Source organism: Pedobacter nanyangensis, assembly GCF_003313505.1.
Lineage (GTDB): Bacteria > Bacteroidota > Bacteroidia > Sphingobacteriales > Sphingobacteriaceae > Pedobacter > Pedobacter nanyangensis.
The window spans coordinates 12009-38160 of record NZ_QMHO01000020.1; the positions used below are offsets into that span (position 1 = coordinate 12009).

The following is a 26152-nucleotide window of genomic DNA, read 5'->3' on the forward strand; positions in this document are numbered from 1 at the left end:
ATTACTCTGACTTCTTGCCAAGAGGAATAAAGCCTGTGTACATATATACTTACTGTTTTTCATCTTGTTCGTCCATTTTCTTTATCAGTGCTTCACACAGCCTGTCGAGGAATTTCGTTCGGTTTATTTTGCGGGCTTTAAGTTCCATAAACGTATGGTAAAAGTCGCCTAACTCAATATTGAAGGCATCTTCAAACGTTTTGGCTATCAATTTTATTTCTGTATTCCCATTGTTAAATGCACCGTGGGAGTACAGTGCATAAATGAGTTCCGTGAGTGCAGTTTTGCTTGCTGTCCATATCAACGAATTATCTGAAACCTTTTTAACGTTGATGTTATTTAACCTGTCTTCCAAATATACCTGTATCAGGTCATTAGCAATTATCTTGGCAACCTTATAATCGTGCGAAGTAGAAAAGCGATGGTCTGCCTCAAAATAAAAAGTGTCTAACCATAGTCTTATATCGTGCTTGCCACGTACAAAAAATTGTTCGTCAAAGAAAGAATTATTGCTACGGTAATACTTATAAAAATCAAGGTTATTTTCAAAGAACCTTTTTAGCTTTTTCAGTTCTTTGACAAAATATTTCTTGGTACGCTTATTTCCATACGGTCTTCTCGTTTCGATTTTATAGATGGCATTATAATAGATGAGCTTTGAAACGATAATTGGCTTTTGATATTTAAAAAAGCGAATTTCTTCATCAACATTCTTAAATCCTCTTTTTAAAATATATTTTTTTACGTCGAATAAACATTTGATAATAAGTTGTATAACTGCTTCAATGCGTTCTATCGAACAGTCTGCTTCAATCTCAAATTCTTTGATTTCGTTTTCCAGCTTAGCCAGCGTTTCGTTATAAAATTTATCCATCCGTTATCCTAAATCTATTTTTTAAACAATAATAGAGAAGCCCAAATACTGTCATATTTGAAAGAAATTTGCATTTTCGGGTTTCTCTTTTGGAACTTTGGTTTTTGCTCGATACAGAACTAATAAGTCCATTTTTAGTGATAGGGATAGATATAATAGTGTCTAATTTTATGTATATCAAAGCAATAAGACACAGAGCTAAAAAATATCCCAAAAAGTATCATAAAGAGCGAAGGTCTTTTCTTCTTCTTCTTCTCCTTCGACAAATTGACATTTGATAACTTTTGCCTTTCTTACGAATTGTCTGTTTTATTCATCATTAGGATGTTCTAATCTTAAAATTTCATCCGCTGTATCCTTACTGCGTTTAGTATAGCTAATAAGGCAACCCCAACATCGGCAAAAACAGCTTCCCACATAGTCGCTAAGCCCCCAGCTCCCAAAACTAGTACAATAGCTTTTACTCCGAATGCTAAAGCTATATTTTGCCAAACGATTTTCTTTGTCTGCTTGCCTATATTGATTGCCATAGGTATTTTACTCGGTTTGTCGTCTTGTATTACCACATCTGCCGTTTCAATGGTCGCATCGCTTCCCAAACCGCCCATTGCAATACCCGCATCGCTCAAAGCCACAACAGGCGCATCGTTTACACCGTCGCCAACAAAAGCAACGCTTCCGCCTTTGGCTTTAATTTCTTTAACTCTGTTTACTTTATCTTCAGGCAATAAATCTCCGAAAGCATTATCTATCCCCAACTGTTCCGCTACATACTTTACAACCGTACTTTTATCTCCGCTAAGCATAGTAGCTTTAACATTGAGCTTATGCAATAGATTTATGGTTTCCTGTGCGTCTTCTTTTATGCTGTCCGCAATGGTAATGTAACCAACAAACTTTCTATCATAAGCCACTGCGATTACCGTGTAGACAATGCTGTTCGGGTCTATGTCATAAGTAATAGAAAATTTATCCATCAGCTTAAAATTCCCTACCAATAATTCTTTCCCATTTACATTAGCCTTTAGTCCGTGTCCTGCAATTTCCTCTATATTTTCTAATGGGATATTGTGGTTTACATCGCCTACATATTCTTGAATGGCAGTTGCTACGGGGTGGCTACTATGGCTTTCCAAAGCATTGACCATTTCTAAAATTTCTTTCTCATCAAATGCCTTGTCAAATACAACTTCCTGAACTTTAAATACGCCCTCCGTCATTGTACCTGTCTTATCCATTACTACATTTTGTATGCTGGCAAGAACATCCAAAAAGTTGCTTCCCTTAACCAATATTCCATTTTTACTCGCTGCCCCAATTCCGCCAAAGTAGCCTAAAGGAATACTTATTACCAATGCACAAGGGCAAGAGATAACAAGGAATACCAAAGCACGATACAACCATTGGCTGAACACATAATTTTCTACAAAGAAGTAGGGCAATGCTGTAATTAGAATAGCTAACAGTACAACTATCGGTGTGTATATTTTTGCAAACTTTCTAATGAATAATTCTGTCGGTGCTTTTTGAGCAGTAGCATTTTGCACCAATTCTAAAATTTTACTCAGCTTGCTATCAGTATATGCAGTTGTTACTTTTACTTGTACAACGGTATTTAGGTTTATCATTCCTGCTAATACCGTATCATCTTTTGCTTTGGTGTCGGGCTTGCTTTCGCCTGTTAAAGCTGCTGTGTTGAATGATGCAGTTTCGGATAATAATGTTCCGTCTAATCCTAATTTTTCGCCGGGCTTTAATTGTATGATGTCACCAATGGTTACTGTTTCCGCCTTTACTGTTTTCGGTTGATTTTCTTTTAGAATAGTTACTTCATCGGGGCGTTGGTCAAGCAAGCTCTTGATATTTGCTTTCGCTCTTTTAACTGCTAATGACTGAAAGACTTCGCCAACAGCATAAAACAGCATTACAGCGACACCCTCTGGGTATTCACCAATGGCAAAGGCTCCAATAGTGGCAATACTCATTAGCAAAAATTCTGAAAAAACATCGCCTTTGCTAATACTTTCAAAAGCTTCTTTAATTACAGGAAATCCGACTGGTGCATACGCTATTATATACCAAACAGTTCTTACCCAACCTTGAAACCATTCAGGTTTCAAGGCATTGTCTAAGTAAATAGCAATTAGCAATAGTACCAAAGAAATAATTCCTGGTAAAAACATTTTTATAACGCTATTTTTATCAACAGCTTCACTTCGTTCATTACTCTTTTGATTGACTTTTTTATCCGTTGAGCAACAAACATTATCAGTACTCTGCCCTGTATTTGTTTGGGCATCGTTTTTGCTTTCCTCCGTGCAGCAGAGTTGCTTGCCGTGTGCATCATAAATATGCTTGTGATTTTTGTTCGTATTTATCATCGCTTTTGTTTTTATTGTTTAATCTTCGTCTTCGCCAGTATTAGATAATTTAGCATTTACAAAAAATGCTCCTCTTACCACAATTTTTGCATTTGCAGGAATTTGATTTACAAAAGTTATTGCGGTATAGCCCATATCAGATACTCCTTTCAAAACTTCAACTTTTTCAAAATTCATATTGGCTTTATCTTCCTTGCGTTCATTTTCTTCTCCACCCTTATTTTCTTCTTCTTTATGTTCCTCAACTTTTTTATCGGTTTGAATGAAAACATAATATTTCCCATCGGCATTTACAATGGCGTCATTAGGAACAGCAGATGTCGTAATATTATTTAAGCTTACAATACCTGTAATATTCATTCCATCTATTAAGCCATTTTTATTGCCATTTACCCGACAGTGAACGGCAATGGTTTTACTCTCATTTTCAAATGACGAACCGATACTGAAAACCGTAGCATCATATACGGTTGTAGGATTATTAGTAAGTGTAAAATGAATGATTTGTCCCACTTTTATTTTCGGTAAATCCTTTTCAAAAACCTGTAAATCCAAATGCAAAGAACTGTTATCTACAATTTCTATAACTGGCGAAGAAACATCGACATAGCTTCCAATCTTGGCAAATACATTGCTAACCGTACCATTCAAAGGACTGGTTACCACCAATGCTGATTTCAGATTGTTATTTGAAACGGACCCCGGATTAATACCCATTAATTGTATCTGCTGTTGTAAAGAAGCCCTGCGAGTACGTAAACTATTTAATTCGGCTGTGGCACTTTGCAGATTTTTCTTTGCGCCTGCATTGCCTTCATTTAGCTCTTTCTGTCTTGCTAACTCTTGTTCGGCAAAAGATATTTTGCTTGCAGTACTTAGATATTCTTCCTGTAATTGTATGAACTGCGGATTGGCAATAGTGGCAATTACTTGTCCTTTTTTTACATAATCTCCGATTTGCACATTAAGCATTTTTATAACACCACCATACAAAGAAGTAGCATTACCTTTATTGTTATTGGGCACTTTAAGGTTTCCATTAGCCTTAATGGTTGCCGTTAATTCCTTTTGTTCGATAGTTCCTAATTGTATCCCAACTATTTTTATCTGTTCTTCAGAAAGTGTTGCAATAGTTGGCATTTCTTCTTCGTTGTTTGCTTCTGCTTTTTCGCCAGCTTTGGTTTCGGAAGATTTATTCTCCGCTACTTGCTTATCATTTTTACAGGCTGAAAAAGCTAATAGAACGACAATCATTGCCATTATATACCTTATTTTATTTATATTGAATTTCATTTTTATTTATTAATTAATGAATAAATATTGATTACGGATTGGTTTACTTGCTGAATACTTTTTAGGTAATTCAATTGAATATCAGTTGTGGTTTGCAATGCAAAAAGATATTCCACATAACTGATGTCGCCAGTTTTGTATCCTAATTGAGCTGCCGCTACAATCTCCTTAGCGTTAGGTAATGCTTCCTGCTGAAAATAATTGAACTGATGCATATCCTGTTGGTATTGTTGCAAGGCATTCTGCATTTGCGTTGTCAATACTTTTTGTTGCTGTTGTGCATTGGCTTCGGCTGCTTGCTTTTGGTAATCCAAAGATTTTATCCGGGCTTTAGTAACACCATAAGTTATTGGAATAGCAACACCAATATTTACAGAATTAAAACGGTTACCAGAATTGAAATATTTCTCCGCACCATTTACTGTTTGAAAGCCTATCAAAGATTGATTTGTGTAACCTATCGTAAAATCGGGTAAACCTTGCGAACGTTCTACCTTTTTGGTCTTTTCTGCAATAACTGCATCCTGATATAAGGATTGAATTGCAGGATGATTTGCTACTGCATCATTGTCCAGCAAATTACTGATTTGTAAAGGTTGAAAAATTCCATTTTCTGCAATAATAAAATCTTCTTTAGTATTCATCAATGTTTTCAGACTGGCAACTGCATTATTTAAAAACACTTCATTCTGTTTCAACAATAAATTGATTTCCCCTTTCTTAGCTTCTGCTGTACTTATATCCACTTTTTTAGTATCGCCCGTTTTGTAACGAAGCTTTGCAATGCCTATGAAATCACCATATAAGCTGTCCAATTGTTGCAATTGTTTTTGATTGTGTTGCAGGTACAGAATTTGATAATAATACGTTCGTACCTGATTTTTTAATTCTAAAACACTTAGGCTTTTCTGTATTTCTTTACCTTTTATTTCTGCATTAATCAATTGCTTTTTTGCTCCAAATAATGAAGGAAATGGAATTGTTTGAGCGACCTGAAAAGACTGGTCGAATTTGGTGCTGTTGTATTGTCCCAATTGGGCGTTAAAATCGAGTTTTGGTAATTCTCCGGCTGTTTTTTTCAAAACTTTACTCGCTTCAATTTCCAAATCTGATGCTTTAATACTTTGATTATTTTGAAGGGCAATGCTAATTGCCTCATCAACACCCGATAAATCTTTCGTTTGTGCATTTGCTGTAAAACCTACCAAGGATAGTAGCAATACAATGATAGTTGCAATGGGTTTCACTTTGAATTTTCTTTTTAAATTAATTTTTGAATTGAAAATGATGTACAATAGCGGCAGTACAAATAGGGTAAGGAACGTTGCGGTTACCAAACCACCGATAACTACGGTCGCTAAAGGTTTTTGTACTTCTGCACCTGCACTACTGCTTAATGCCATTGGTAGAAATCCTAAACTGGCTACTGTTGCAGTCATCAATACTGGACGCAGACGAATTTTAGTTCCTTCAATTACTCGTTTCAATACATCTTTTATTCCTTCTTTTTCTAATTGGTTGAAAGTTCCAATCAATACAATTCCGTTGAGAACCGCTACTCCGAATAAAGCGATAAAGCCAATGCCTGCACTGATGCTGAAAGGCATACCACGAAGCAACAAAGCCAACACGCCACCAATGGCACTCATCGGAATAGCGGTAAATATTAAGCCTGCCTGCTTGAAGGAACGGAACGTGAAATAGAGCAATACAAAAATCAATAATAAGGAAACTGGGACTGCTATCATCAATCTATTACTGGCTTCCCGCAAGTTTTCAAACTGTCCGCCATAAGTGAAATAATATCCAGGCGGTAATTTTACCTGCGCATTTAATTTTTGCTGAATTTCTTCTACCACACTTTGTACATCCCTGTCTGCAACGTTGAACCCGATTACAATTCTTCGTTTACCAGCTTCACGGCTTATCTGTGCGGGTCCTAATTTATAATCAATAGTTGCAACTTGTGACAATGGAATTTGATTACCGGTTGGTGTAGGTATCATCAGATTATTTACATCTTCAATACTACTTCGGTAAACGCTATCCAATCGTACTACCAAATCAAATCTTCTCTCATTTTCATAAACTACACCTGCGCTTTTTCCTGCAAAAGCAGTGCTTACCACATTGTTCACATCTTCGACATTAAGCCCATAATTAGCAATACGGGTTCTGTCATATTCTACATTGATTTGAGGTAAGCCGCTTACACGTTCTACCTGTGGAGTGGTAGCGCCTTTTACACTTTGTATTATTTTGCTAACTTTTTCAGCATTCAAAGCAAGTGTATCTAAGTTTTCACCAAATATTTTTACTGCTACATCTTGTTTAATACCTGTCATTAGTTCATTGAAGCGCATTTGAATAGGTTGGCTTTTTTCAACAGTTACACCAGGTATTACACTTAATTTCTCTTCTATTGCATCTCCTAATTCATCATAGGTTTTTCCTGATTTCCACTCACTTTGGGGCTTCAGAATAATCATTAAATCTGTTGCTCCTGGTGGCATAGGGTCAGTAGGTACTTCTCCAGCTCCGGTTTTACCAACGACCATTTTCACTTCATCAAATTGCCTGGCTAATCTCGATGCAAGCATCGAAGTTTCAATACTTTGTGCTAATGAAGTTTCGATTGGCATCTTAAATTCAAACGCAAATTCCCCTTCCTGTAATTGAGGTATAAATTCTCCTCCCATTCGGCTAAATAACAGTAGGGTAAAAGCAAATATGGCAATGGTAATACCCACTAACCAATATTTTATTTTAATGGCTTTTTCTAATAGTGGCTGATACCTTTTTTGTAGCCAGTTCATCATTCTATCTGAAATCGTTTCTTTGTGTGTTGGCTTTTTAGATAGGAATAAAGCACACATCATCGGGATATAGGTTAAAGATAAAATCAACGCTCCAAAGATGGCAAAACCTACCGTCTGTGCCATTGGGCGAAACATTTTTCCTTCTACGCCTACCAATGTAAGGATGGGAATATAAACAATTAATATAATGATTTCTCCAAAAGCTGCACTACTGCGAATTTTGGAAGCGGATGCAAATACTTCATTATCCATTTCCTGCTGAGTAAGCCTTTGTGTGGATTTTCGTAAACCTAAATGATGCAACGTAGCTTCTACAATAATTACCGCCCCATCCACAATTAATCCAAAATCTATTGCTCCCAAACTCATTAAATTGGCACTTACGCCAAAAATGTTCATTAAAGCCAATGCAAATAACAATGCTAAAGGAATGGCAGAAGCTACAATCAATCCGGCTCTGAAATTTCCTAAGAAAAGAACCAATACGAAGATGACAATCAAAGCTCCTTCAATAAGGTTTTTCTTAACAGTATTCATTGCCCTGTCTACCAAATCTGTACGGTCTAAATAAGGTTCTATCACAACATCTTCAGGCAAAGATTTTTGTATAGTGGGTAGTTTCTCTTTTATTTTTTCTACCACATTGTTGGCATTTTCGCCTTTCAGCATCATCACTACGCCACCTACTGCATCTACCTCTCCATTATATGTCATTGCTCCGTAGCGTACTGCATTACCAAAACGAACATCTGCCACATCTTTTATAAAAATGGGGACACTTCCGGTTTCGTTCTTTACACTGATATTTTTTACATCATCTAATGAAGTGACCAAACCGATACCTCGGATGAAATAGGCATTCGGTTTCTTATCAATGTATGCACCGCCTGTATTTTGATTATTTTTTTCTAATGCTGTGAAAATATCGGTAACACTCACACCCATTGCCTTTAAGCGGTTAGGATTTACAGCCACTTCATACTGTTTCAGCTCACCACCAAAACTATTCACTTCTGCAATACCGGGTGTACCGAAAAGCTGACGTGCAACAATCCAATCTTGCATTGTTCGCAGTTCTTTAGCATTGTATTTATTCTCGCTACCCTTCTTTGGGTGGATAATGTATTGGTACACTTCACCCAAGCCTGTACTTACTGGAGCAAGTTCTGGTGTACCAATACCGTTAGGTATATTTTCTTCGGCTTCTTTTAGTTTTTCATTGATAAGTTGCCTGGCAAAATAAATATCTACTTTGTCTTTAAATACAACCGTAATTACTGATAAACCAAATCTTGAAATACTTCGAGTTTCTTCCAAGCCTGGAATGTTGGCAATACTTTGCTCAATGGGAAAGGTTACTAATTGTTCTACTTCCTGACCAGCTAATGTTGGGCAAACTGTAATTATTTGCACCTGATTATTGGTAATATCGGGAACAGCGTCTATTGATAGTCTTGTAACACTCCAAACTCCCCAAATGATGAGCAACAAGGTCATTATACCGATGACAAGCTTGTTTTTAATACTGAATTTTATGATACTGTCTAACACAATTCATTTGATTAATGATTAATAATAGTGGATATAAGTTCTTTTTTTAATACAAAAAGAACAGCTAAATGTACGACTTACATAGTACGCTTCTTTATTAGTGGAGGATATGCCCCACCTATAAATACATTTGCTAAAAAATATTAAGCATTAATCTTTGGCGGTTGCCAAATGTTTCCGTGGTAATTGGAAATGAAATTGAAAGCCCAAAGTGGGAATTTTTGCTGTTTGCCGAAACTCGGCTTTGTTTCATTTATTTTGAAAGACTGAAACGTAAAATTTACAATGGTATGGCAACAGGTGCAAGAACAAAAAGGGCTACATACGTCATTGCTACTTTTCTGACCTTCATTTGTTCGAGTAAATTCTGATTTTGTAGTATTGTCTATATTCATACCGCACGCATCAGTACAGGGCATTACGGATAATGCCAAAAAATAGATACTGAATAGGATTACAAATATTTTCATCAGACCACAAATATAAAATATATTTAGTGCAATCGAATTGCAAAGTTTAAAGGTATATTATTACTACAACGGTCGCATTTCCCCTTGAGAACCAAATTAGCTCCTTCTAATTTGAAGTTTTGGGGAATTTTGATGTTTGGAATTTCAGTTTCGGTAAGACAAAAAGTATGTTTACAGTCGGTACAATAAAAATGTGTGTGTAGTTCTGATAAATCGCAATTACATCCGGATTGACAAAGTGCATATTTTACCACCCCACTTCCATCATCAATGGTGTGGATAAGTTTGTGTTCCAGAAATATTTTGAGTGTTCTGAATAAGGTAACACTATCTGCTTTTTCAAACTGTTCTGCCAACTCTTTATGGCTTACCGCATATTGTTGTTTCAGTAGCTTTTCAACCACCAACAAACGCATAGCAGTAGGTTTTATGGCTCTTTGTTGTAAGATTTTTTCTAATTCATTCATTGTGATTTAATTTACTATTGTCTAATCATCATTATCGTCTTCGTCAACTGATATTTGCTCAATGATGCTGTTTGCTGCACTGTCAGAGTATGCACCATAACCATTTACGAAAACACCTTTTGCTCCATCTTTTTGGTTTCTCATCGCATATAAGATAGCCTAATCTTCCAAGTCATTAAGCCCAGTAAAACGATAAATTTTATCAATAACAATGTTGCTTAAATTAACCTTATCGCCATCTATTTTGTATGAAACGTTTTCTTCCAATAGATTAAAATCTTCCGTGTAACCTCTTTGTCTTAATATTTCAATTACTTCTGATAATGTTTTTTCTGTTGATAGCACAGGTACTCATTGTAAATTTTTAAAATAATAGTTGGGAAACCGGACATTTTTTATTTTTTCTCTCAATCGAGTTCTTTTAGCAACATTTTTTATCTTGTTGTATTGGTGGACAGGGAATACTTCCATAACTACAATACACACAACAATCGCCTTTTAATGGTTTTAAGCGTGTCTTACAGCTTTCACATTCATAAAAATATTGGCAAGCATCTGTCGGCATTGTTTCCTCTTTTTTGTATCCACAGTTTGGGCAAGTTATTACGGATTGTAATTTAATTTCCATTATGATATAATTTTACTTTTTAGTGATTTGTATCCTGTCGAATTGATAGCTTTTTCTATTTCTGCTATACTTGTTTGTTTGTTGTCAAACTTAACAATGGCGTTGCCTTTCTCATAGGAAACCACAACTTCCACAATTCCTTTTAGTTTGCTAATCTCTGTTTTAACGTGGTGTTCACAACCTGAACAAGTCATCCCTTTAATTGTAAACTCAACTTTTTGAAGTTTTGAAGTTTGGGTAATAATTGCTTTACTTTCGGTCTTTGGAAAAAAAATGTGAGCATAAAGCGGAAATGATAAAAGTAAAGCCGCCATAACGGTAATAATTCCTAAAAATGATTTTGTTTTCATAAAGTTTGATTTTTCAGTTGTTTCACAGTTGCAGTCAATTTTCTTTTGCGGTTTCAATTTTTGATACCAAGCAAAAGCAAGCACTAAAATAGTTAACCCGATAAAATATGGACGAAAAGGTTCGAGCCAAGAGAAAGTTGAAGCAAGTCCACTTGTTCCTGCTATGAGAGCCAAAACAGGTGTAATGCAACATAATGAAGCTGCTATTGCTGTCAAAAGTCCAGTCCCAATTAGTTTTCCGTCCGTTACCATATTGTTTCTAAATTTTTTTTATCGTCAAGTATTTTAAAAAATGGGTCCAACATTTTCTCATACTCTTTTGTCAATGAGTAAAAAATGGTTTGCGCCTCTCTTTCGGTTTCAATAAGCTTTCGGTCTTTAAGTTTTCTCAAGTGCTGAGAAATCGCTGAAATTGTCATTCCAAGAATTTCACTCACATCACAAACACAAAGTCGTTTTTCTTCATAAAGAAGAAACAGAATTTTCAGTCTTACATTGTTTCCAGTCAATTCAAGTGCGTTCGACAAATAGTCAAACGAACTGTGGAGTTCCGAAACTCTTTCTTTACAGCGATTGATTTGTTTAATGTCTGCCTGTTGTCGTGTACAAGAAGTATTATCCATAATGCAAATGTAACTAATTTGTTTATTTAAGCAAATGCTAAATTATGAGTATTAAAATTTGGCATTTTATATGTTGACGTAATGGTGCTGTTACTTTTAATTCTTCTAACAATATATTAATAGAAAAATCACAAAAATATTTAGTATAATCATTCTTTCTGCACCAAATGCTGTAAGTTAGGGTCATTCTTGATACGCTCCATTTCACTAACAACAATATTCAGAATGTCTGATTTTATCTGCTTGTAATTGTTTTCTATTTCCTGCTTCATCTTATCCTCGCCCTGCTCATTTACAAAAGATAAGATTTGCGGTATTTGCTGATAGGCTTTGCTTTCTGCCGCTACCTTTTCATTGTCCACTACAATTTCGGCGTGAAATATCTTCTGCTCGATACGTTCATCAAAGTTATCTGATACAGAACCAACAAACAAACCTTGTGTAAGTGTTGAGATTTTGGAAGCCGGAATAAGGCTGTCTAACTGTGTCGAAATAGAGGTAGATTTATCATTGCGGTTAATCGTCATACTCTGGCGTTTCTGCAATAAGCAAGCACTGGCTATTGCTTCTTTATCTTGATAGTTAATCAATCTATGAGTAATAAATGTTCCCATCTGACTAAGTGTGCCAACTGGAATATCTCTCGGCATTTGTGTTGATAAGCATAAAGGCATCGTGTACACCCAAACTGTATTGTGGGAGGACTGTAAATCGTACCGGAGGTAAAAATCAAACTCCCGGATAAAATCGGAAGTCAATTCCCGAAAAGCCATATCATCACTATGATAGCGTTCCTTTATAAATGTGGTAAGATGATTGTAAACTGTGATATACTTGTTGTAGGTGCTTTTTGAGCGTTCTTCTTTTTCGACCAATTTTTTAAAATCCTCATTTTGGTCGTTGAAAACCTTTAGGATAGCATCGTCCATTATGCCTACACCCAAAAATGATAGCTTTACCTTTTGGGCAGTCGCAAAGCCCTCGTGCTTCAGCATATCTTCATAAATCTTGTCGATACGCCCACGTATGTTATCCAGTTTTTTATTGATGCTTAATGCTTGCGCACTTTTGCCCTGAACTCTTCCGTGTTTTAAATCCCAATTATTGGGGTCAATTTCTAACTTTGTTCCGAAAGTTTTCGGGGTTCCGTCAATGGTAATACGTGCCATAATCGGGGCATTACCGTTCTTTTTCAGTTCGTTCTTTTTCAAATAGAAAAGCAGTTTGAACGTCGATTTTTTTGTCTGCTCCATAACTCAAATGTTTAACGTTTAAAATTAAATTACATTGAGTTACAAGGGAACGTAGAAAAGAGCGCAAAAAACTGAAATATAATCAGTTAAACTATACTGTTACCTTTGTCAATCGGTAACGAATTAGTAACCTAACCTTGTCAATTTAAGCCCCAAACCTATCAGACACCGACTTCCGAACTAAGACTACTCTTTTTATAAAGCCTTGTATAGCAAAGGTTTTAACCGTTTTGCTTATTTTTGCTTTTTACTAATCTTTTTTATAAAAAGTAAATGCCATGATAAATTTAACCTCAATACTTGCCGGCCTGTCTTCTATCTTTCCCGAATTTCTGTTCGGCTACTTCGGGGGTATGGAATTGCAATTGGAATTGCAATATAAAAGTAGAGTCATTTTGGGTAATTTCTGTTTTATTTCTAATCCCGGCAATTCCTCTTTCTGCTCATACTTTGTAATACTAGCTCCCTTTTAAGCGGCTGCGGAACCTATGACTGGCGTATTGTATCCATTGTAGCTATAGAAAGAAAATAAGTTCCCTTTCAATGGGGCTGTTCTTTGTGACCGTTTTCCAAGCATCCGCAACGGTCGAACCTGCTCTCGAATGCCCCATGCTCCAGCCCACAACTCTAGGTTTCCCAGGACGATGATCGCTGTAAGGTATAGCTATCAATACTTAAAATCTGCTGCTTTAAGTATTGATAGTAGATAAAAAGATGTTTAATTTATGATTGTAGTTCTTTTTTCGTTTTTAGCAATAGATGTAATGATTATTTGAAATCATCTAAAGGGTCTTCGTTAATTTTTGAAATTCTAATCAAATCATAAAGAAGATTTTTTGAAAAGCACCCACTATAGGGAGCAAAGATTTTAAAGTCCGAAAATCACATAAAACCCCATTTCTAGCTAATAGGATGGGGTTTTTTATTTCCATAATAGGAAGTTTCCTACCTCCATTTTGTCTTTTCAATAGCTAAACAATGTTAAGTTTTACAGGAAAAACTGTTGAATTTAGCGTATGACTTTTACAAATATTTAACAAAGAAAATCCCGCGATTTAGGACTTCCGGTATCCGTAAACGCAATTTTTTTCAAGTTAAAATGGCAACAGTTGATGCAAAAATCTACGTTCACCATTACAGCTTAAATAATTGGAACGTAAATGGACGCCAAGCAACAGTGTACATTTGATGATGAGGCCGTTGCTGTTGAATTTTTTAAAATTGTCAAGCATCGATTGTTGGACATTAGCCATTGGGCTGTGCTGGCGGGTAGCGGAACGTCTACCTTTCAATTAACCAATGCATTTGGTAATCCAGCGGTGCGTTTAGCTCAGGAAAGAGATTATATTCAGATCGATATTCCAGGTCCGGGTCCAAGTGCCGATAAGAGATTTTTCTAAAAAAAACCTCTCCTGACACTTAGAGAGGGTTTTTTTAGGTGCTTTATTCTAATGTGACTATAGTTGTCTGAATTTAGGTTTAGTATAGTATTGGCATCGGTTCATGCGGTTTTGTTTGTCTGTTTGTTATTTTTTTATAAACTTTAATACAGATTTATTCCCTCCTTTTTTGAATTGAAGGAAATAAACGTTGGGCGCTATATGGCTAATTTTTATGCTTGTGCTCGAAGTTCCCGTGGCAGCTGTTGAGGACAGAACTAGCTTTCCAGTTGAATCGGAAATATCAATGACGGAATTGCCGTCTGCAACTGGATGGATTAGATTAATCGTTTCGCTGGTAGGGTTGGGATAGATGGACAATTTCAATTCGGAGGAGTTGTTGATAACCCTGATGCCGCTGTAATCAAATTTTCCATCCCTATCTAACTGCTTGAGGCGATAGTATGAAGTTGAGGGGAGAGGTGCATAATCGTAGAATGAATAATTGTTCGTACCTCTGGTATTTTTTGATAAGGTTCGGCCGATAGACTTGAAATTAACACCATCTAAACTTCTTTCAATCATAAAACTTTCAGTGTTCACTTCATTCTCGGTAGCCCAGCTTAGGAATACTTCTTTTGAAAATTGGGGGCCTTTTAGTTTTGCATCAAAAGAAATGAAATTTAGTGGTAAGGTAGCGCTATTTTGGAGTGCGAATGTTCCAAAACTTGTCATACCTAATATTTCAGCCTGTAGGAATCCGGAAAGATCAGGCCCTGTAACGGTGGTATTTCCCACTGAACTCCAAGTTGCACCATCTAATTTGATCAATGAAACATCTTGGGAAGGATTGAATCCACTACCATGATCGGCTGTTTTCCAATTCAATTTAAGATTGGCAATTGCTCCAGGACCATCAGTACTGATTTCCCATTTTTTGTTTACAATCTGTGTACTCGATGTTGGGACATCAAAGTTATCGGAAATCCTAACAGAAAAATTGTTTGTTACACCCGTATTATTTATCGTTACAAAATTTGGCGAAGCTGCCGATTGCAGTCCTAATGGAAAGGTAGTAGCTTGGTTATCTACTTTTCTGATCAGGGTTCCATTGCCAGCTACTTTAAAGTAATTGCTTCCCGTTGCTATTAAGGTTGCTTTTGTAGCGTCAATGATGCCATTATTGTTTAGGTTGATAGAGATATTACCATTGTTTGATGCTGAAGGAGCAGCATTTATGAGGTCCAGTCCAGCACCTAGTTTTAATAAACCATTCACATTTACGGTAACATTGGACGCTGCATTGTTCGCAAAAGGTATGACATAAGAAGTTACTGTTGATTCGCTTAAATCTAAAGTGCCATCTATATTGTAAGTATAACTTCCTGCTTGATTGGTTACCGTGTTGGCTCCTACGTGAAAGAAACCGGATGGGTTTGCTATTTTAACCGTTTTTTGTGGATTAATGGTCATGGTAAAGTTTTCTGCAGCAACACTTGCTGAACTATTGGTGTAGGCGGTAAATGGTGCAGTAGCATCCGTAAGGGTTACATCTTGGTCTATTTCTATGGTAACGTTTTTGGTATTGCCCTGCAATGCCCTTAATCTTGCAACCCTACATATGCCTGTACCCGTTAATTTGAAGCCAAGCGCTACCCCCGACGTTTCTAAGATCAATGCTCCGCCTACCCCTTCTTCTGTTCCGCCAATACGCCCATTATTCAAAATGGTAACACTTGCAGTTCCTGCATGTCCCATTCTTAAATATACCGTGGTTTCTCCGGCATCTCTTACCGAGCGTAGCACTGCTTGCTGTTCTACGGTAAGTGCATTACAGCTTGTACTGGCAGCAATAGTCACCGTGTGGCCTTCTCGTACCGTGTAGTTTCTGGTACTGACTACAGAGGTGGCTGCCACCCAGTTTCCACCACTATAGGTTTCCCAAGTGGAGATATCGCCCCAGTTTCCAGATTTAACGGAACGATAATCGCCTGTATTCTGCGCTCTTGCATAGGCAATAAAGAAAAAGGCGAGTAAAAGAGTAATTGTTTTTTTCATATTTAAGTTTTGTTTGATGGATCAGTTTTTAAGAAATATGATGTTTTGCTGTATCGAATTATTTTTGAAAACAAGCAAGTAGCTTCCTTGGGGCAAACGGGATATATTTATGGTACTATTAGCTTGGTTGATCAAAGGATGGTAACAGGATAGGATTTTCCCTGTCATATCGGTAATGGTGATGGTTGATCCAGCTGAGGCGGCAGAGTGCTGAACATTGATTTGCTGGTTAGCTGGATTAGGATAAACCATAAATGCATTTTTTTCATTGGAAGCTTTTTTTGGTGTTGGCCATGCTTTCAAAGCTAATGTGCCTTCAATGCCTCCAATGGTAATTGAATTACTATAATGGATTATTTCCGAATCGTTATTTCTGCTACTTCCTACTTTGTAATAAACAGCACTAGTAGCAGAAAAGATATCCTCGAAACTATAATTCGTTTTGTTGATATTGGAGGCTATGTTCTTTATCTTGGTGAACGTAAGACCATCTGTTGAGCGGTACAAAGCAAAATCTGATTGATTGTTTGCCCAGTTGATTTGGAAATCAATCTTTACGGTATCTCCATTATTTATTCTGCTTCCAGTAATGCTTGTGAAGACTGTCTGTTGGTCTGAAGGAGGGATGCCGTTGATGTATTTTTCAAGGAAAGTATAACCGTCGGTATCAAAAGCATTAGGGTTTACACTAGTTGAATCTGCGGTATGGCCATTCTGCATTGCCTCCCACCAATTGGGTAAGCCATCATTGTCGCTGTCGTCAGGATAGGCGGTGGTATGGAGTGTTGGCCATCCGCCAACGGTATATTGGCTATCAATCATTCCTGATGGGGAAACCATCCCAGAAACAGAAAAGCTAGGATCACCGAATGTTGCGATTCCGGTTTGTACCTCTTTTACAATACGCCTGTCTACGGTATCTCGCTTAGGTAAAGAAGCACCCGCATGGTTGAGCACATCAGTATAGGCATCGGTAGCACTTTGCGTGTTAATGGCAGTGTGCATCAAAGGAGTGTTTACTTTTATCGAATCTAAGCTGATGCCAGCGGCGATATCCACACCCAACCAATTATCTGCCGTAACATCGGCAAAACCATTAACATAATTGCCGGTGATGTAAAACTTGCCATGTCGAATAGCGGTACTGTTGCTATAACTCAGTAGACGTTTCTTTCTTGAAGTCCCAACCGTAGCCGGTCCGCTTTTGTAATAATTGTTCACCATGTTCTGATGTCCGCCTATGCCGCCATAAGTGCCACCGTACCAATTGAAAATAACGTTGTTTCGGAAATCCACGTACTCGAGGTCTGGTTGATTGTTGTTTTCGCTGCCAGAGAACCTGGGGTTTCTATTACTATGACTGGCTAATAGGTTATGGTGGAAGGAACTGTTTTGCCCACCCCATATTCCACCGTAACCGTGTGCAGTAGGTTTTGGATGTGCGGCCATGTATAAACTTTCGCTGAGGATACTCCATTGTAAGGTGAAATCTGCTACAGCATAAAAAGATGCGGCTTCATCAGTGGACCAGCTAAGTGAGCAATGATCTACAATAATGTTTCGATAAGGGTTCTGTATCGGCGTACCAAAAGCATTGTACATGGCATCTACCGCTTTTGTGGAATCTCCTGGCCTGGTAATTACATCGCCTGGTCTTGATCTCAAATATCTGACGATGACATTGTTGGCGCTAATGCTTAATCCATAGTTGGCCAAGCAAATCCCTCCGCCTGGTGCCGTTTGGCCAGCAATTGTAATTCCGTCCTTTTGTATCACTATAGGACTTTCGAGAAAGATAGTTCCCGAAATTTTAAATAATACAGTTCTGTTGCCTTCACTTACGGCGTCTCTTAAACTTCCCACTCCTGCATCATTTAAGTTAGTAACATAGTAAATCTGTCCGCCGCGTGCCCCAGTTGCATTTCGCCCGCCACCTTCGGCACCGGGAAAAGCGATTTGGGCCATTACCTTGGTTTGTATTTTCAGCCTTATATTTTTAGAGACCAAATATTTATCACTAATGGCAGAGGTTGTCCAAGGATATACCCTCAGGTAAAAAGATTTCCCGAAGGGAACTGGAATATTTAAGTCTTGGAACAGATGTTCGATGGGCGTAGAGCCAGATGCAAGCGCAACAGCTGGGGCTAAATTGCTGAAATTAATACCGTCTACAGACCATGCAATGTTGGCTCGTGCGTAGGCAGATGAATTGAAACTTAAAGGAACACTAATTTCTTTAACAATTGCGTCATGAGCAGCTGTAGGTGTGATTTTATATTCGATAAATCTGTTTGCATTGAACGTAGTTTCGGCAGGCCAAGATTTTGAAGGCGGTAATGTTCGTTGTCCTCCATTGCTGGAAACATAATTTTGGATATCGAGATTTTGTAATCTTTGGTTGCTTGCTGTTATATGACCATTTGTGGTAGCGGTTTGATCTGCTGTTAGTGCCCAGGTTGCTTGTGGAGAAATGCTGGTATTTCCATTTATTTTTATGTTACTAGCTACTAAATACTTGCTGGGAATGATAGCGGTGGTCCATGGATAGAGGCGTAAATACAAAGTATCTCCCTGATGAATGTTGATATTTAGATTGTCAAAGGTATAGGCAGTAGGAGTAGCGCTTGAGTTTAATTTAATGGTGCCAGCGATGGGAGTGAAATTGATTTTATCTGTAGACCATGCAAGGTTAGCTCTGCCTGCTGAAGAACCATTGAAACTTAATGAAGCTTCAATTTTATTAACGTTAAGTGTTTGCCCCAAGTTGGGAGCAATTGTATACTGCATGTATCTACTCGTATTTGCAGCACTTTCGGCAGGCCAGCTATTACCTATGGGAATTGTTCTTTGACCTCCGCTGATGTAGTCGACATGTTGAAGTGCCGATAAGAACTGGCTATTGGCGTTAACGGCGCCGAAAACATTTGCATTCTGATTGCCTGTAAGCGCCCAAGTGGTTATGGCATTTTGTGCCTCCACTGTACAATAGGACAGCATAATCGTCGTGAGGATACTTAAAATTCTTTTCATAATTGATAGTTTTCATATTGATGAACTGAATTGTTGGCGCAATAAGGCTCTTCTTCGATTTTCAAAATCGAAAAGTATGTGCTAAAAGTTTTCGGTACGGTAGCTTATACCGCCTAGTTTTCTGTGGCTCTTTTCTTACTTTAACTTTGGATTGGTGTCCACTACCGACTGGGGCAGAGGAAATAGTTCGCTATGGTTTGGCTGAAACATCTGCGCTACGTTGTTTACCCAAGTATCGGTAAGCGCAATGATCCAGTTCACTCTGGTAAAGCCAGCTGGAGCAGGGCTAGGCGTAGGTTTATACAAAGAGTGGCTCCAAATTACTTCTGTTGAAGATGGTTTATAGTACATGTATTGAGGCAGATTGTTGTAGGGTGCTTGCTTAAGTCTCATTTTGGTAAGCTTTGCCCTAACCTCAGTAATTTTCTTGCCCAATAGATTCCATCTGATCAAGTCGTATTTTCTGATGCCTTCGCCTCCGAATTCGAAATAACGTTCGTTCACAATAGCGGTATGGAAAGCATCATGGGTGGTTGGAATTGTTCCAATTAGAGATTCGTTGCCTCCAAAACCTCTTTTTCTTACTTCCTTTAAAGCAGCAATGGCATCAGGTGTAGGATTTTTGTTGAGTGCGTTGTCTGCTTCGGCAAACATTAATAGCACATCAGAAAATCTGATCAAAGGCCAGTTCAATCCTGTGGCTTGCGTAGCAGAACTTAATCTGGGGCTGATCCAATCTGAACGGAATTTCCCACTGGTCATGTTGAGTAGTGGTTGTACGGTCTTGTAATATTCGGGGCTATTATAGTAGGGTGCTGCGGTTACATCTCTTCTCACATCTAGAGAGTCAAAGTCATAGAAGTAGGTAGGAATAATCCTCGTTTGGCCATTGCCTAGCAAAGCAGTATTGCCTGGGACATAAAATCGTGGTCCATCATAATAACCAATATTGCTATCTGTTTCCCTTTGCATCGCCACTTCAAATAAGACCTCGCCAAAGGGGTCTATTTTATAGGAAGCTATACCATCTTTAAAGACAGCTTTAAAACTCGGATTGAGTGTATGTTGATCGCGGCGTTGCATTAGATCGAAACATTCGTCTCTGGCAATCTTGTAGAATTTCAATGAATCTGCTCGCTGTTCCATCATTTTTGGAGATCTCCTTAGCGAATATCCAGCCCTGAACATGGCTAGTTTTGCTCGTAGGGCTTTCACTGCCCCTTTGGTAATTCGTTCGTCTGAAACAACTTCTGTTCGCCATGGTACCAGGTTGCTTGCCAGCTCAAGATCATTGATCAGTCGGTTGTAAATGGTATCCCTATCTGTTCTCGGTAAAAACAGGTCTGGCTGATCTATGGAAGGTTCAAAAGGAGCTGGGATATCTCCCCAATTTCTGATCAATTCAAAATAAAACTGAGCCCTTAGGGTAAGTGCTTCGCCGTGTAATCTTTTCAACTGTTTTTTCTCTTCTTCTGAGCCATTCTGGTATAAGGCCATGCCAGGAATGTTCTTGATACAGATATTCGCTCTTTCTATACCCGCATACAGTTGTTCGAAAGGTAATGTCAATTGCGCATTGGTAGATTGTACGTTGTATCTAGATAAATCCCTTGAACTATTGTCGGGAGCGGTAGTATTTAATACGCCCACCATCTCATCGTTATCGTAGGGATAGATGAGGCTCAACCTGCTGCCGTATGCCTGCAGTCCCGCAAGCCTGTCGTAGGCACCTAGTACTGCACTTGTGGCATTAGGTACGGTACTGAATACATAACGTTCATCAAATGCTGATGGAGGGGTTAGGTCAAGGTATTTTTTACAAGCTGAAACCGTGAGTATTAGTAAACCGCCTATTGCTAATAAATAATGCTTGAAATATTGTCTTTTCATTATGCTTCTAGTTTATAATGATAGGTTAAATCCGAAAACAAATGTTTTGCTACGAGGGTAGGCGGAATAATCGACACCTGGCGTAACGGGTACTGATCGTCTGGCGTTTACCTCTGGGTCATAGCCTGAATAGTTGGTGAATACTGCCAAGTTGTTTACCGTGCCATATATCCTTAACCTGTTGATCTTGAATTTATTTGTGAGGGCAGAAGGAAGTGTGTAGCCTAAGGTGATATTGTTGATTCTTAGGAAGGAGCCATCCTCTATTGCCCATGAAGTTGGATACCATGCACCAGTTCCGCTAATAGGGATCCACATGGAGGCATTTTTATTGATTTCTGACAATACACTTGGAGGGGCTCCCTCCACAAATTGCTGTCCGCCAACGGTTACTACCCTTTGTATGAGTTGGCCATTTTGATCGATGGTTTTCCATCTGTTGGTTACCATATTCAAAGCATTGGAATAAGAACTATACGCGTTGGTGAACTCAATTTTATTGGCGTTATAGACATCGTTGCCGTAAACAAAGTTTACGAAAATGCTCAGGTCGAAATTTTTGTAGGCGAACTGTTGGTTAAGACCACCGCTAAATTTAGGATTTGCATTTCCGATAATGGTCTTATCGTTATCATCAATAATGTTGTTGCCGTCCAAATCTTTCAATTTCATCCAACCAGGTTGTGCAATGCCAATAGCACCCGAAACATCGGCAACGCCGCTTTTAAGTGTATATCTAGAAGTTGCTGCATCATAGTTGAAATCGTTGGTGGTATAGAAACCGTCAGATACGTAACCGTACATGGTACCCACAGGCTGGCCTACTTTTACAATATAATCTGCTGGTTGTCCAGAAATGCCAAATCCCGAATTTTGGAGATAAGAATTTTGTCTTTCAGATAGTTTTTCAATCTTATTCCTGTTAAATGAGATGTTAAAGTTAGCATTCCACGTAAAGTTCTTATTCTTAATCGGCACAGCATTTAACTGGAATTCGAACCCTTTGTTGGAAGTATTTCCTACATTTTGTAGTTGTGTTACGTAACCAGAGGTAGACGGAATGGGTACATTGATCAAAAGATCGTTTACTTTGTTATGATAGGCATCAACGGTAAGTTGTATCCTCTCCTTCAAAATTGAAACATCTAAGCCTATATTTCGAGAAATGGTGGTTTCCCAAATCAGATTTTTGTTTGCCAGATCAGTGACTACAAATCCTGGAACTAGTTGTTCGTTAAGACCATACCTTGCACTTGCGCTAAAAGTATTCTGGAATAGATAGTCGTTGATCCTATCGTTGCCAGATGAACCATAGCTTAAACGAAGTTTCAGGTCTGATATTAATGGAATATTTTTCATGAAATCTTCTTGAGATATTCTCCAAGCCAATGAACCTGAAGGAAAGTAACCCCATCTCTTATCATCTGCAAACCTTGAAGATGCATCTGCTCTTAAACTAAATGTTGCCAGATATTTCCCTTTGTAGGAATAATTGGTTCTTTGGAAAAAAGAAACGCTCCTTGTTTCAGATTGGAATGTTAGTGGATAAAGTACGGGTGTGGTTAATAAAGTACCAAGGTTTAGCTGTCCCAATGCTTTATCTGCCGTAATACCTGATGGGAAATTTTTTAATTGTATTTCTTGACTTTTATTTTTGATGGTATAAAATTCATTTCCTAATATCACGTCTAGCTTGTGGGATTGCGATCCTTTGAGATTGTAGGTCAGTACATTGGAAATATTTAGATTGTCCCTGTCATTGTCAATCACACCTACCATGGGAAGCCTTGCACCTAAGGTTCTTGCTCGAGAAGTGACCCCGTCTTCGAAAATTTGGGTGTTTTGCATGTTATAGTTGACCCCAGCGGTAGATCTGAATGAAAAGTTCTTGTTAAATGTGTAATTCAGGTAAGCATTTAGGTTGGTGATTTTAGTTTCTCTGTTTCTATATTGGGCATTGCTTAATGCTACGGGATTGATGATGCCTATGGCATTGCCTGTATTGGTATCTTCATAATAGCTTTCATCAATTTCATCCTCTGCGAGGTTACCCATGTTGAAAGGACGGTATTTGATGGTGTGACGTAGCATATTGTAAGTTGTTGAGCCAGCGTCAGAAGTGCCTGCACCCAAAACATTCTGTTTGGTATATCTTACATTGAAGCCTACTCGGAGGGCATTACTTACCCTGTGGTCGAATTTGAAGTTGACCAATTTTCTGTCAAAACCAGAGTTTAGCATAATCCCATCCTCGTTGTTGCTCGTTAAGCTTAGGTTGTAGGTGGTTAATTTGGTTCCGCCCACTATACTTACATTATGTGTTTGCATAAAGGCATGATTTCCGAAGGTTTTTTCCTGCCAGTCTATTGCTGGAGTGCTTTTGTACTGATCTAGCTTATCCCATGTGCCATAAGTATTTTCAAAGGCTGTTTCTGTGTTGCTCAAGCCTCTTGAACGTTCGTATTGACGTATCACAAAATCATAAGGGCTCATCACTTCTAGCTTGTTGGCTAGGCTTTTCACACCCAATATGTTATTGTAGTTGACTTGGGTTTTCATCTCTTTACCTCCTTTGGTAGTGATAATCACTACGCCATTTGCACCCCTAGCACCGTAAATAGAAGTTGCCGAGGCATCTTTCAGCACATCTACCGACGCAATATCTTGTGGCGATAGTCCGGTTAAACCATCTTCAACTTGAATTCCATCAATAATATATAAAGGCTCATTACTTTGTGTAATGGATCCACCTCCGCGGATGGTGATTTTTATGTCGGCTCCTGGTGCTCCTTCCGAAGTGGTAACCTGTACCCCAGCTAAACGGCCAGTAAGTGCTTCGGCGGCAGAATTGACAGGGATATCTTTAAGTTGTTTTTCATTAATGGAAGATACGGATCCTGTTAAGTCTTTACGTTCTACGGTAGCATAGCCAATGGCTACTACTTCGCTTAATTGTAGGGATTCTTCTACCAAGTAAAAATTGATCGTAGTTTGTCCTGTCACTAGAATTTCTTGTGGAATGAACCCCACGTATTTTACAACCAAAATCTTATTAGCAGAGGATAAAGGCAGGTTTAGCGAATAACTTCCATCTTTGTCGGTTTGTGTGCCTACGTTGCTACCTTTTAAATTGATGCTCGCCCCAATCAAAGGTTTGCCGCTTTCTTTTCCCAGTACCTTTCCTTGTATACGTGTTTGGGCCTTTGCTACCATCGTGCTGCCTATGATCATCAAAATCGTAAGCTTTAACAGTCTTATCGTTGCCCAAGTCTCAAGGTTTTTATAGTTGATGTTAAATACCTTCATGAATAATAGTTTTGGTTAGTTGTTGCCGGGGTGGTCTCCCGTTAAGCTTGGCGCTTAAACAAGATTACATTTTTATGATGAACAAACCCATCAAATGACGGGAAAAATCAATGGAAGCGTTCTCGACAACGTTACCGTAGATTTTTAGGCGTTTAAATAGGCGTATGCTTTTTAGTGTACCCCAACAATCCGATATTTATAAACCAAATTAGTTTTTAAAACCTTAATCGAGTTGTTAATGAAAAAGATGAGTAAAATATTTTCGGCTACTTTGTGCCTATTGGTTTGTTGTTCTTTTATTTTCCAAAAGGACAAGATCACGTTATATACCATCGGCGATTCGACCATGAGCAAAGCCAATACCACAGATAATTACCCAGGTAGGGGCTGGGTGCAAATGATCGATACTTTTTTTAATGGTGAAATAAATATAGTAAATCAGGGAGCAAGTGGCCGTAGTTCCAAATCTTATAGAGACGAAGGACATTGGCACAAAGTTATTAGCCGTGTTAAAGAAGGAGATTACGTTTTTATCCAGTTTGGGCATAACGATGCTAAACCAGATTCTCTTCGTCATACTTCTCCACAAACTACTTTTAAGGAAAACCTGAGAAATTACGTTCGCGAAGTGCAGGCAAAAAAAGCAAATCCTATTCTATTCACTTCTATCGTTAGAAGAAATTTTGACGAAAAGGGCAAATTGATAGATACCCATGGAGAATATGTTACCGTGGTTAGGGACTTGGCCAAAGAGATGGGCGTTTCCCTGATCGATCTTAATAAGAAGACCGCCGAACTGGTAGAAGCGATGGGACCAGAAGAATCCAAAAAACTATATATGTATGTTGACGCCGGCGTAACCCCTAAGCTTCCCAAAGGTAAAAAGGATGACACGCATTTGTGTGAAGCGGGTGCTCTAAAGGTGGCTGAATTGGCCGTAAAAGGACTACGTGAGATCAATAGTCCACTGGCTAAATATTTGGTGTTATGAGGTTAACTTACAGAAATATAGTGGGGGTATTTGCAATTGCGATAGCCCTATTGGCTTTTAAATGGCCTGAGGAAAAAATAACCATACATTCCATAGGCGACTCAACCATGTGCAATTTTGACGATAGTTATCTCAACAAGTTTGGAGGAGAAGGCTATCCGATAAGGGGCTGGATGCAGATGATGCCTGCATTTGTTAAACCTTCGGTAAAAATCAACAATGCAGCAAAAAGTGGTAGGAGTTCCAAAAGTTTTAGAGATGAAGGTTGGTGGGATAAGGTAAAATCGCAGATAAAACCTGGAGATTACGTGTTTATTATGTTTGGTGGAAATGACCAAAAAACAGATAGTTTACGACATACAGACCCTTGGACAAACTATAAGAAAAATATGGCAAGCTATGTGAAAGAAACAAGAGCTTTGGGAGCCAAACCTATTTTGTTCACTTCACTTGTAAGAAGAAAATTTGATAAGAATGGTAAATTGGTAGATACCTACGGAGAATACATCTTGGCCGTGAGGGCATTGGCGAAAGAATTAGATGTTCCGATGATTGATCTGTATCAATTGAGTATGGACTTGGTTCAGAAGTATGGCCCCGAAGCGTCGAAAAAACTGTTTCTAAACATAGCACCTGGGCGTTTCAGTAAATTACCTGAAGGTAAAAAGGACGACAGCCATTTGTGTGCATACGGTGCCGAAAAAGTAGCTGAGCTAGCGGTAAATGAAATTAAAAAGCAAAAATTGGATATTGCCTCCTACTTCAAATAAGGTGGTATGGATATCGAAC

18 protein-coding genes and 2 pseudogenes are annotated in these 26152 nt (G+C 38.3%); 3 read left to right on the forward strand and 17 right to left on the reverse strand.

Translation table 11 applies throughout. The features are described 5' to 3' along the window. Window positions 1-49: 49 nt before the first annotated feature. The 13 genes and pseudogenes from DUT71_RS19420 to DUT71_RS19480 all read right to left on the reverse strand — a co-directional run. Window positions 50-874, reverse strand: coding sequence for an RteC domain-containing protein (locus tag DUT71_RS19420; protein WP_002981101.1), 825 nt, complete (start codon window positions 872-874; stop codon window positions 50-52). A 335-nt stretch (window positions 875-1209) separates the two neighbouring features. Further along, window positions 1210-3255, reverse strand: coding sequence for a heavy metal translocating P-type ATPase (locus DUT71_RS19430; protein WP_113664207.1), 2046 nt, complete (start codon window positions 3253-3255; stop codon window positions 1210-1212). Between the two features lie 18 nt (window positions 3256-3273). After that, window positions 3274-4548, reverse strand: a complete 1275-nt coding sequence (locus DUT71_RS19435) for an efflux RND transporter periplasmic adaptor subunit (RefSeq protein WP_076390103.1) — start codon at window positions 4546-4548, stop codon at window positions 3274-3276. A 2-nt stretch (window positions 4549-4550) separates the two neighbouring features. After that, window positions 4551-8918, reverse strand: coding sequence for a CusA/CzcA family heavy metal efflux RND transporter (locus DUT71_RS19440; protein ID WP_113664208.1), 4368 nt, complete (start codon window positions 8916-8918; stop codon window positions 4551-4553). A 143-nt stretch (window positions 8919-9061) separates the two neighbouring features. Further along, complete coding sequence (locus DUT71_RS20620; protein WP_311394713.1) at window positions 9062-9388, reverse strand: DUF6660 family protein; 327 nt, start codon at window positions 9386-9388, stop codon at window positions 9062-9064. A gap of 23 nt (window positions 9389-9411) precedes the next feature. Beyond that, window positions 9412-9855, reverse strand: coding sequence for a Fur family transcriptional regulator (locus tag DUT71_RS19450; RefSeq protein ID WP_113664210.1), 444 nt, complete (start codon window positions 9853-9855; stop codon window positions 9412-9414). Between the two features lie 21 nt (window positions 9856-9876). Continuing rightward, window positions 9877-9999 carry a hypothetical protein gene (locus tag DUT71_RS20560; RefSeq protein ID WP_262484119.1) on the reverse strand — a complete coding sequence of 41 codons (123 nt, stop codon included), beginning with the start codon at window positions 9997-9999 and terminating at the stop codon, window positions 9877-9879. A gap of 15 nt (window positions 10000-10014) precedes the next feature. After that, complete coding sequence (locus DUT71_RS20420; protein ID WP_205313999.1) at window positions 10015-10200, reverse strand: hypothetical protein; 186 nt, start codon at window positions 10198-10200, stop codon at window positions 10015-10017. A gap of 76 nt (window positions 10201-10276) precedes the next feature. Continuing rightward, the gene (locus tag DUT71_RS20580; protein WP_089741001.1) at window positions 10277-10483 is read right to left on the reverse strand and encodes a GDCCVxC domain-containing (seleno)protein; all 207 of its coding nucleotides are present in this window, start codon (window positions 10481-10483) and stop codon (window positions 10277-10279) included. After that, complete coding sequence (gene merTP / locus DUT71_RS19465; protein WP_089741003.1) at window positions 10483-11085, reverse strand: mercuric transport protein MerTP; 603 nt, start codon at window positions 11083-11085, stop codon at window positions 10483-10485. Before merTP ends, DUT71_RS20580 begins: the two co-directional genes overlap by 1 nt. Next, window positions 11079-11456, reverse strand: a complete 378-nt coding sequence (locus DUT71_RS19470; RefSeq protein ID WP_024566613.1) for an ArsR/SmtB family transcription factor — start codon at window positions 11454-11456, stop codon at window positions 11079-11081. Before DUT71_RS19470 ends, merTP begins: the two co-directional genes overlap by 7 nt. A gap of 149 nt (window positions 11457-11605) precedes the next feature. After that, a pseudogene (locus DUT71_RS19475) lies at window positions 11606-12004 on the reverse strand (conjugal transfer protein TraG); the annotation flags it as partial. A 138-nt stretch (window positions 12005-12142) separates the two neighbouring features. Beyond that, window positions 12143-12709 (reverse strand): annotated as a pseudogene (locus DUT71_RS19480) (phage integrase SAM-like domain-containing protein); the annotation flags it as partial. 1160 nt (window positions 12710-13869) lie between these two features. Here DUT71_RS19480 and DUT71_RS19485 point away from each other — a divergent pair. Beyond that, a complete protein-coding gene (locus DUT71_RS19485) occupies window positions 13870-14109 on the forward strand; it encodes a hypothetical protein (RefSeq protein ID WP_113664211.1) in 240 nt (79 codons plus the stop codon). A gap of 126 nt (window positions 14110-14235) precedes the next feature. Here the strand turns inward: DUT71_RS19485 and DUT71_RS19490 are convergent, their stop codons facing one another. The 4 genes from DUT71_RS19490 to DUT71_RS19505 all read right to left on the reverse strand — a co-directional run bounded on the left by DUT71_RS19490 (window position 14236) and on the right by DUT71_RS19505 (window position 24372). Next, window positions 14236-16146, reverse strand: a complete 1911-nt coding sequence (locus tag DUT71_RS19490) for a T9SS type A sorting domain-containing protein (protein WP_113664212.1) — start codon at window positions 16144-16146, stop codon at window positions 14236-14238. 21 nt (window positions 16147-16167) lie between these two features. Beyond that, window positions 16168-19176: a T9SS type A sorting domain-containing protein gene (locus DUT71_RS19495; RefSeq protein WP_113664213.1), complete on the reverse strand. Its 3009-nt coding sequence runs from the start codon at window positions 19174-19176 to the stop codon at window positions 16168-16170. 135 nt (window positions 19177-19311) lie between these two features. After that, the gene (locus DUT71_RS19500; protein WP_113664214.1) at window positions 19312-21066 is read right to left on the reverse strand and encodes a RagB/SusD family nutrient uptake outer membrane protein; all 1755 of its coding nucleotides are present in this window, start codon (window positions 21064-21066) and stop codon (window positions 19312-19314) included. Window positions 21067-21078: 12 nt separating this feature from the next. Then, window positions 21079-24372: a SusC/RagA family TonB-linked outer membrane protein gene (locus DUT71_RS19505; protein ID WP_113664215.1), complete on the reverse strand. Its 3294-nt coding sequence runs from the start codon at window positions 24370-24372 to the stop codon at window positions 21079-21081. A 238-nt stretch (window positions 24373-24610) separates the two neighbouring features. Between DUT71_RS19505 and DUT71_RS19510 the strand changes: the two genes are divergently transcribed. Continuing rightward, on the forward strand, window positions 24611-25363 hold the full coding sequence (locus DUT71_RS19510; RefSeq protein WP_113664216.1) for a rhamnogalacturonan acetylesterase: 753 nt from the start codon (window positions 24611-24613) through the stop codon (window positions 25361-25363). Then, window positions 25360-26133 carry a rhamnogalacturonan acetylesterase gene (locus DUT71_RS19515; protein ID WP_113664217.1) on the forward strand — a complete coding sequence of 258 codons (774 nt, stop codon included), beginning with the start codon at window positions 25360-25362 and terminating at the stop codon, window positions 26131-26133. The genes DUT71_RS19510 and DUT71_RS19515 overlap by 4 nt, the downstream gene beginning before the upstream one ends. The last annotated feature ends 19 nt before the right edge of the window (window positions 26134-26152 follow it).

Bases quoted from the DNA above. Each gene is read 5' to 3' on its own strand.
- DUT71_RS19420 (WP_002981101.1), bottom strand. From the start codon at position 874: ATGGATAAATTTTATAACGAAACGCTGGCTAAGCTGGAAAACGAAATC.
- DUT71_RS19430 (WP_113664207.1), bottom strand. From the start codon at position 3,255: ATGATAAATACGAACAAAAATCACAAGCATATTTATGATGCACACGGC.
- DUT71_RS19435 (WP_076390103.1), bottom strand. From the start codon at position 4,548: ATGAAATTCAATATAAATAAAATAAGGTATATAATGGCAATGATTGTC.
- DUT71_RS20620 (WP_311394713.1), bottom strand. From the start codon at position 9,388: ATGAAAATATTTGTAATCCTATTCAGTATCTATTTTTTGGCATTATCC.
- DUT71_RS19450 (WP_113664210.1), bottom strand. From the start codon at position 9,855: ATGAATGAATTAGAAAAAATCTTACAACAAAGAGCCATAAAACCTACT.
- DUT71_RS20560 (WP_262484119.1), bottom strand. From the start codon at position 9,999: ATGAGAAACCAAAAAGATGGAGCAAAAGGTGTTTTCGTAAATGGTTAT.
- DUT71_RS20580 (WP_089741001.1), bottom strand. From the start codon at position 10,483: ATGGAAATTAAATTACAATCCGTAATAACTTGCCCAAACTGTGGATAC.
- merTP (WP_089741003.1), bottom strand. From the start codon at position 11,085: ATGGTAACGGACGGAAAACTAATTGGGACTGGACTTTTGACAGCAATA.
- DUT71_RS19470 (WP_024566613.1), bottom strand. From the start codon at position 11,456: ATGGATAATACTTCTTGTACACGACAACAGGCAGACATTAAACAAATC.
- DUT71_RS19485 (WP_113664211.1), top strand. From the start codon at position 13,870: ATGGACGCCAAGCAACAGTGTACATTTGATGATGAGGCCGTTGCTGTT.
- DUT71_RS19490 (WP_113664212.1), bottom strand. From the start codon at position 16,146: ATGAAAAAAACAATTACTCTTTTACTCGCCTTTTTCTTTATTGCCTAT.
- DUT71_RS19495 (WP_113664213.1), bottom strand. From the start codon at position 19,176: ATGAAAAGAATTTTAAGTATCCTCACGACGATTATGCTGTCCTATTGT.
- DUT71_RS19500 (WP_113664214.1), bottom strand. From the start codon at position 21,066: ATGAAAAGACAATATTTCAAGCATTATTTATTAGCAATAGGCGGTTTA.
- DUT71_RS19505 (WP_113664215.1), bottom strand. From the start codon at position 24,372: ATGAAGGTATTTAACATCAACTATAAAAACCTTGAGACTTGGGCAACG.
- DUT71_RS19510 (WP_113664216.1), top strand. From the start codon at position 24,611: ATGAAAAAGATGAGTAAAATATTTTCGGCTACTTTGTGCCTATTGGTT.
- DUT71_RS19515 (WP_113664217.1), top strand. From the start codon at position 25,360: ATGAGGTTAACTTACAGAAATATAGTGGGGGTATTTGCAATTGCGATA.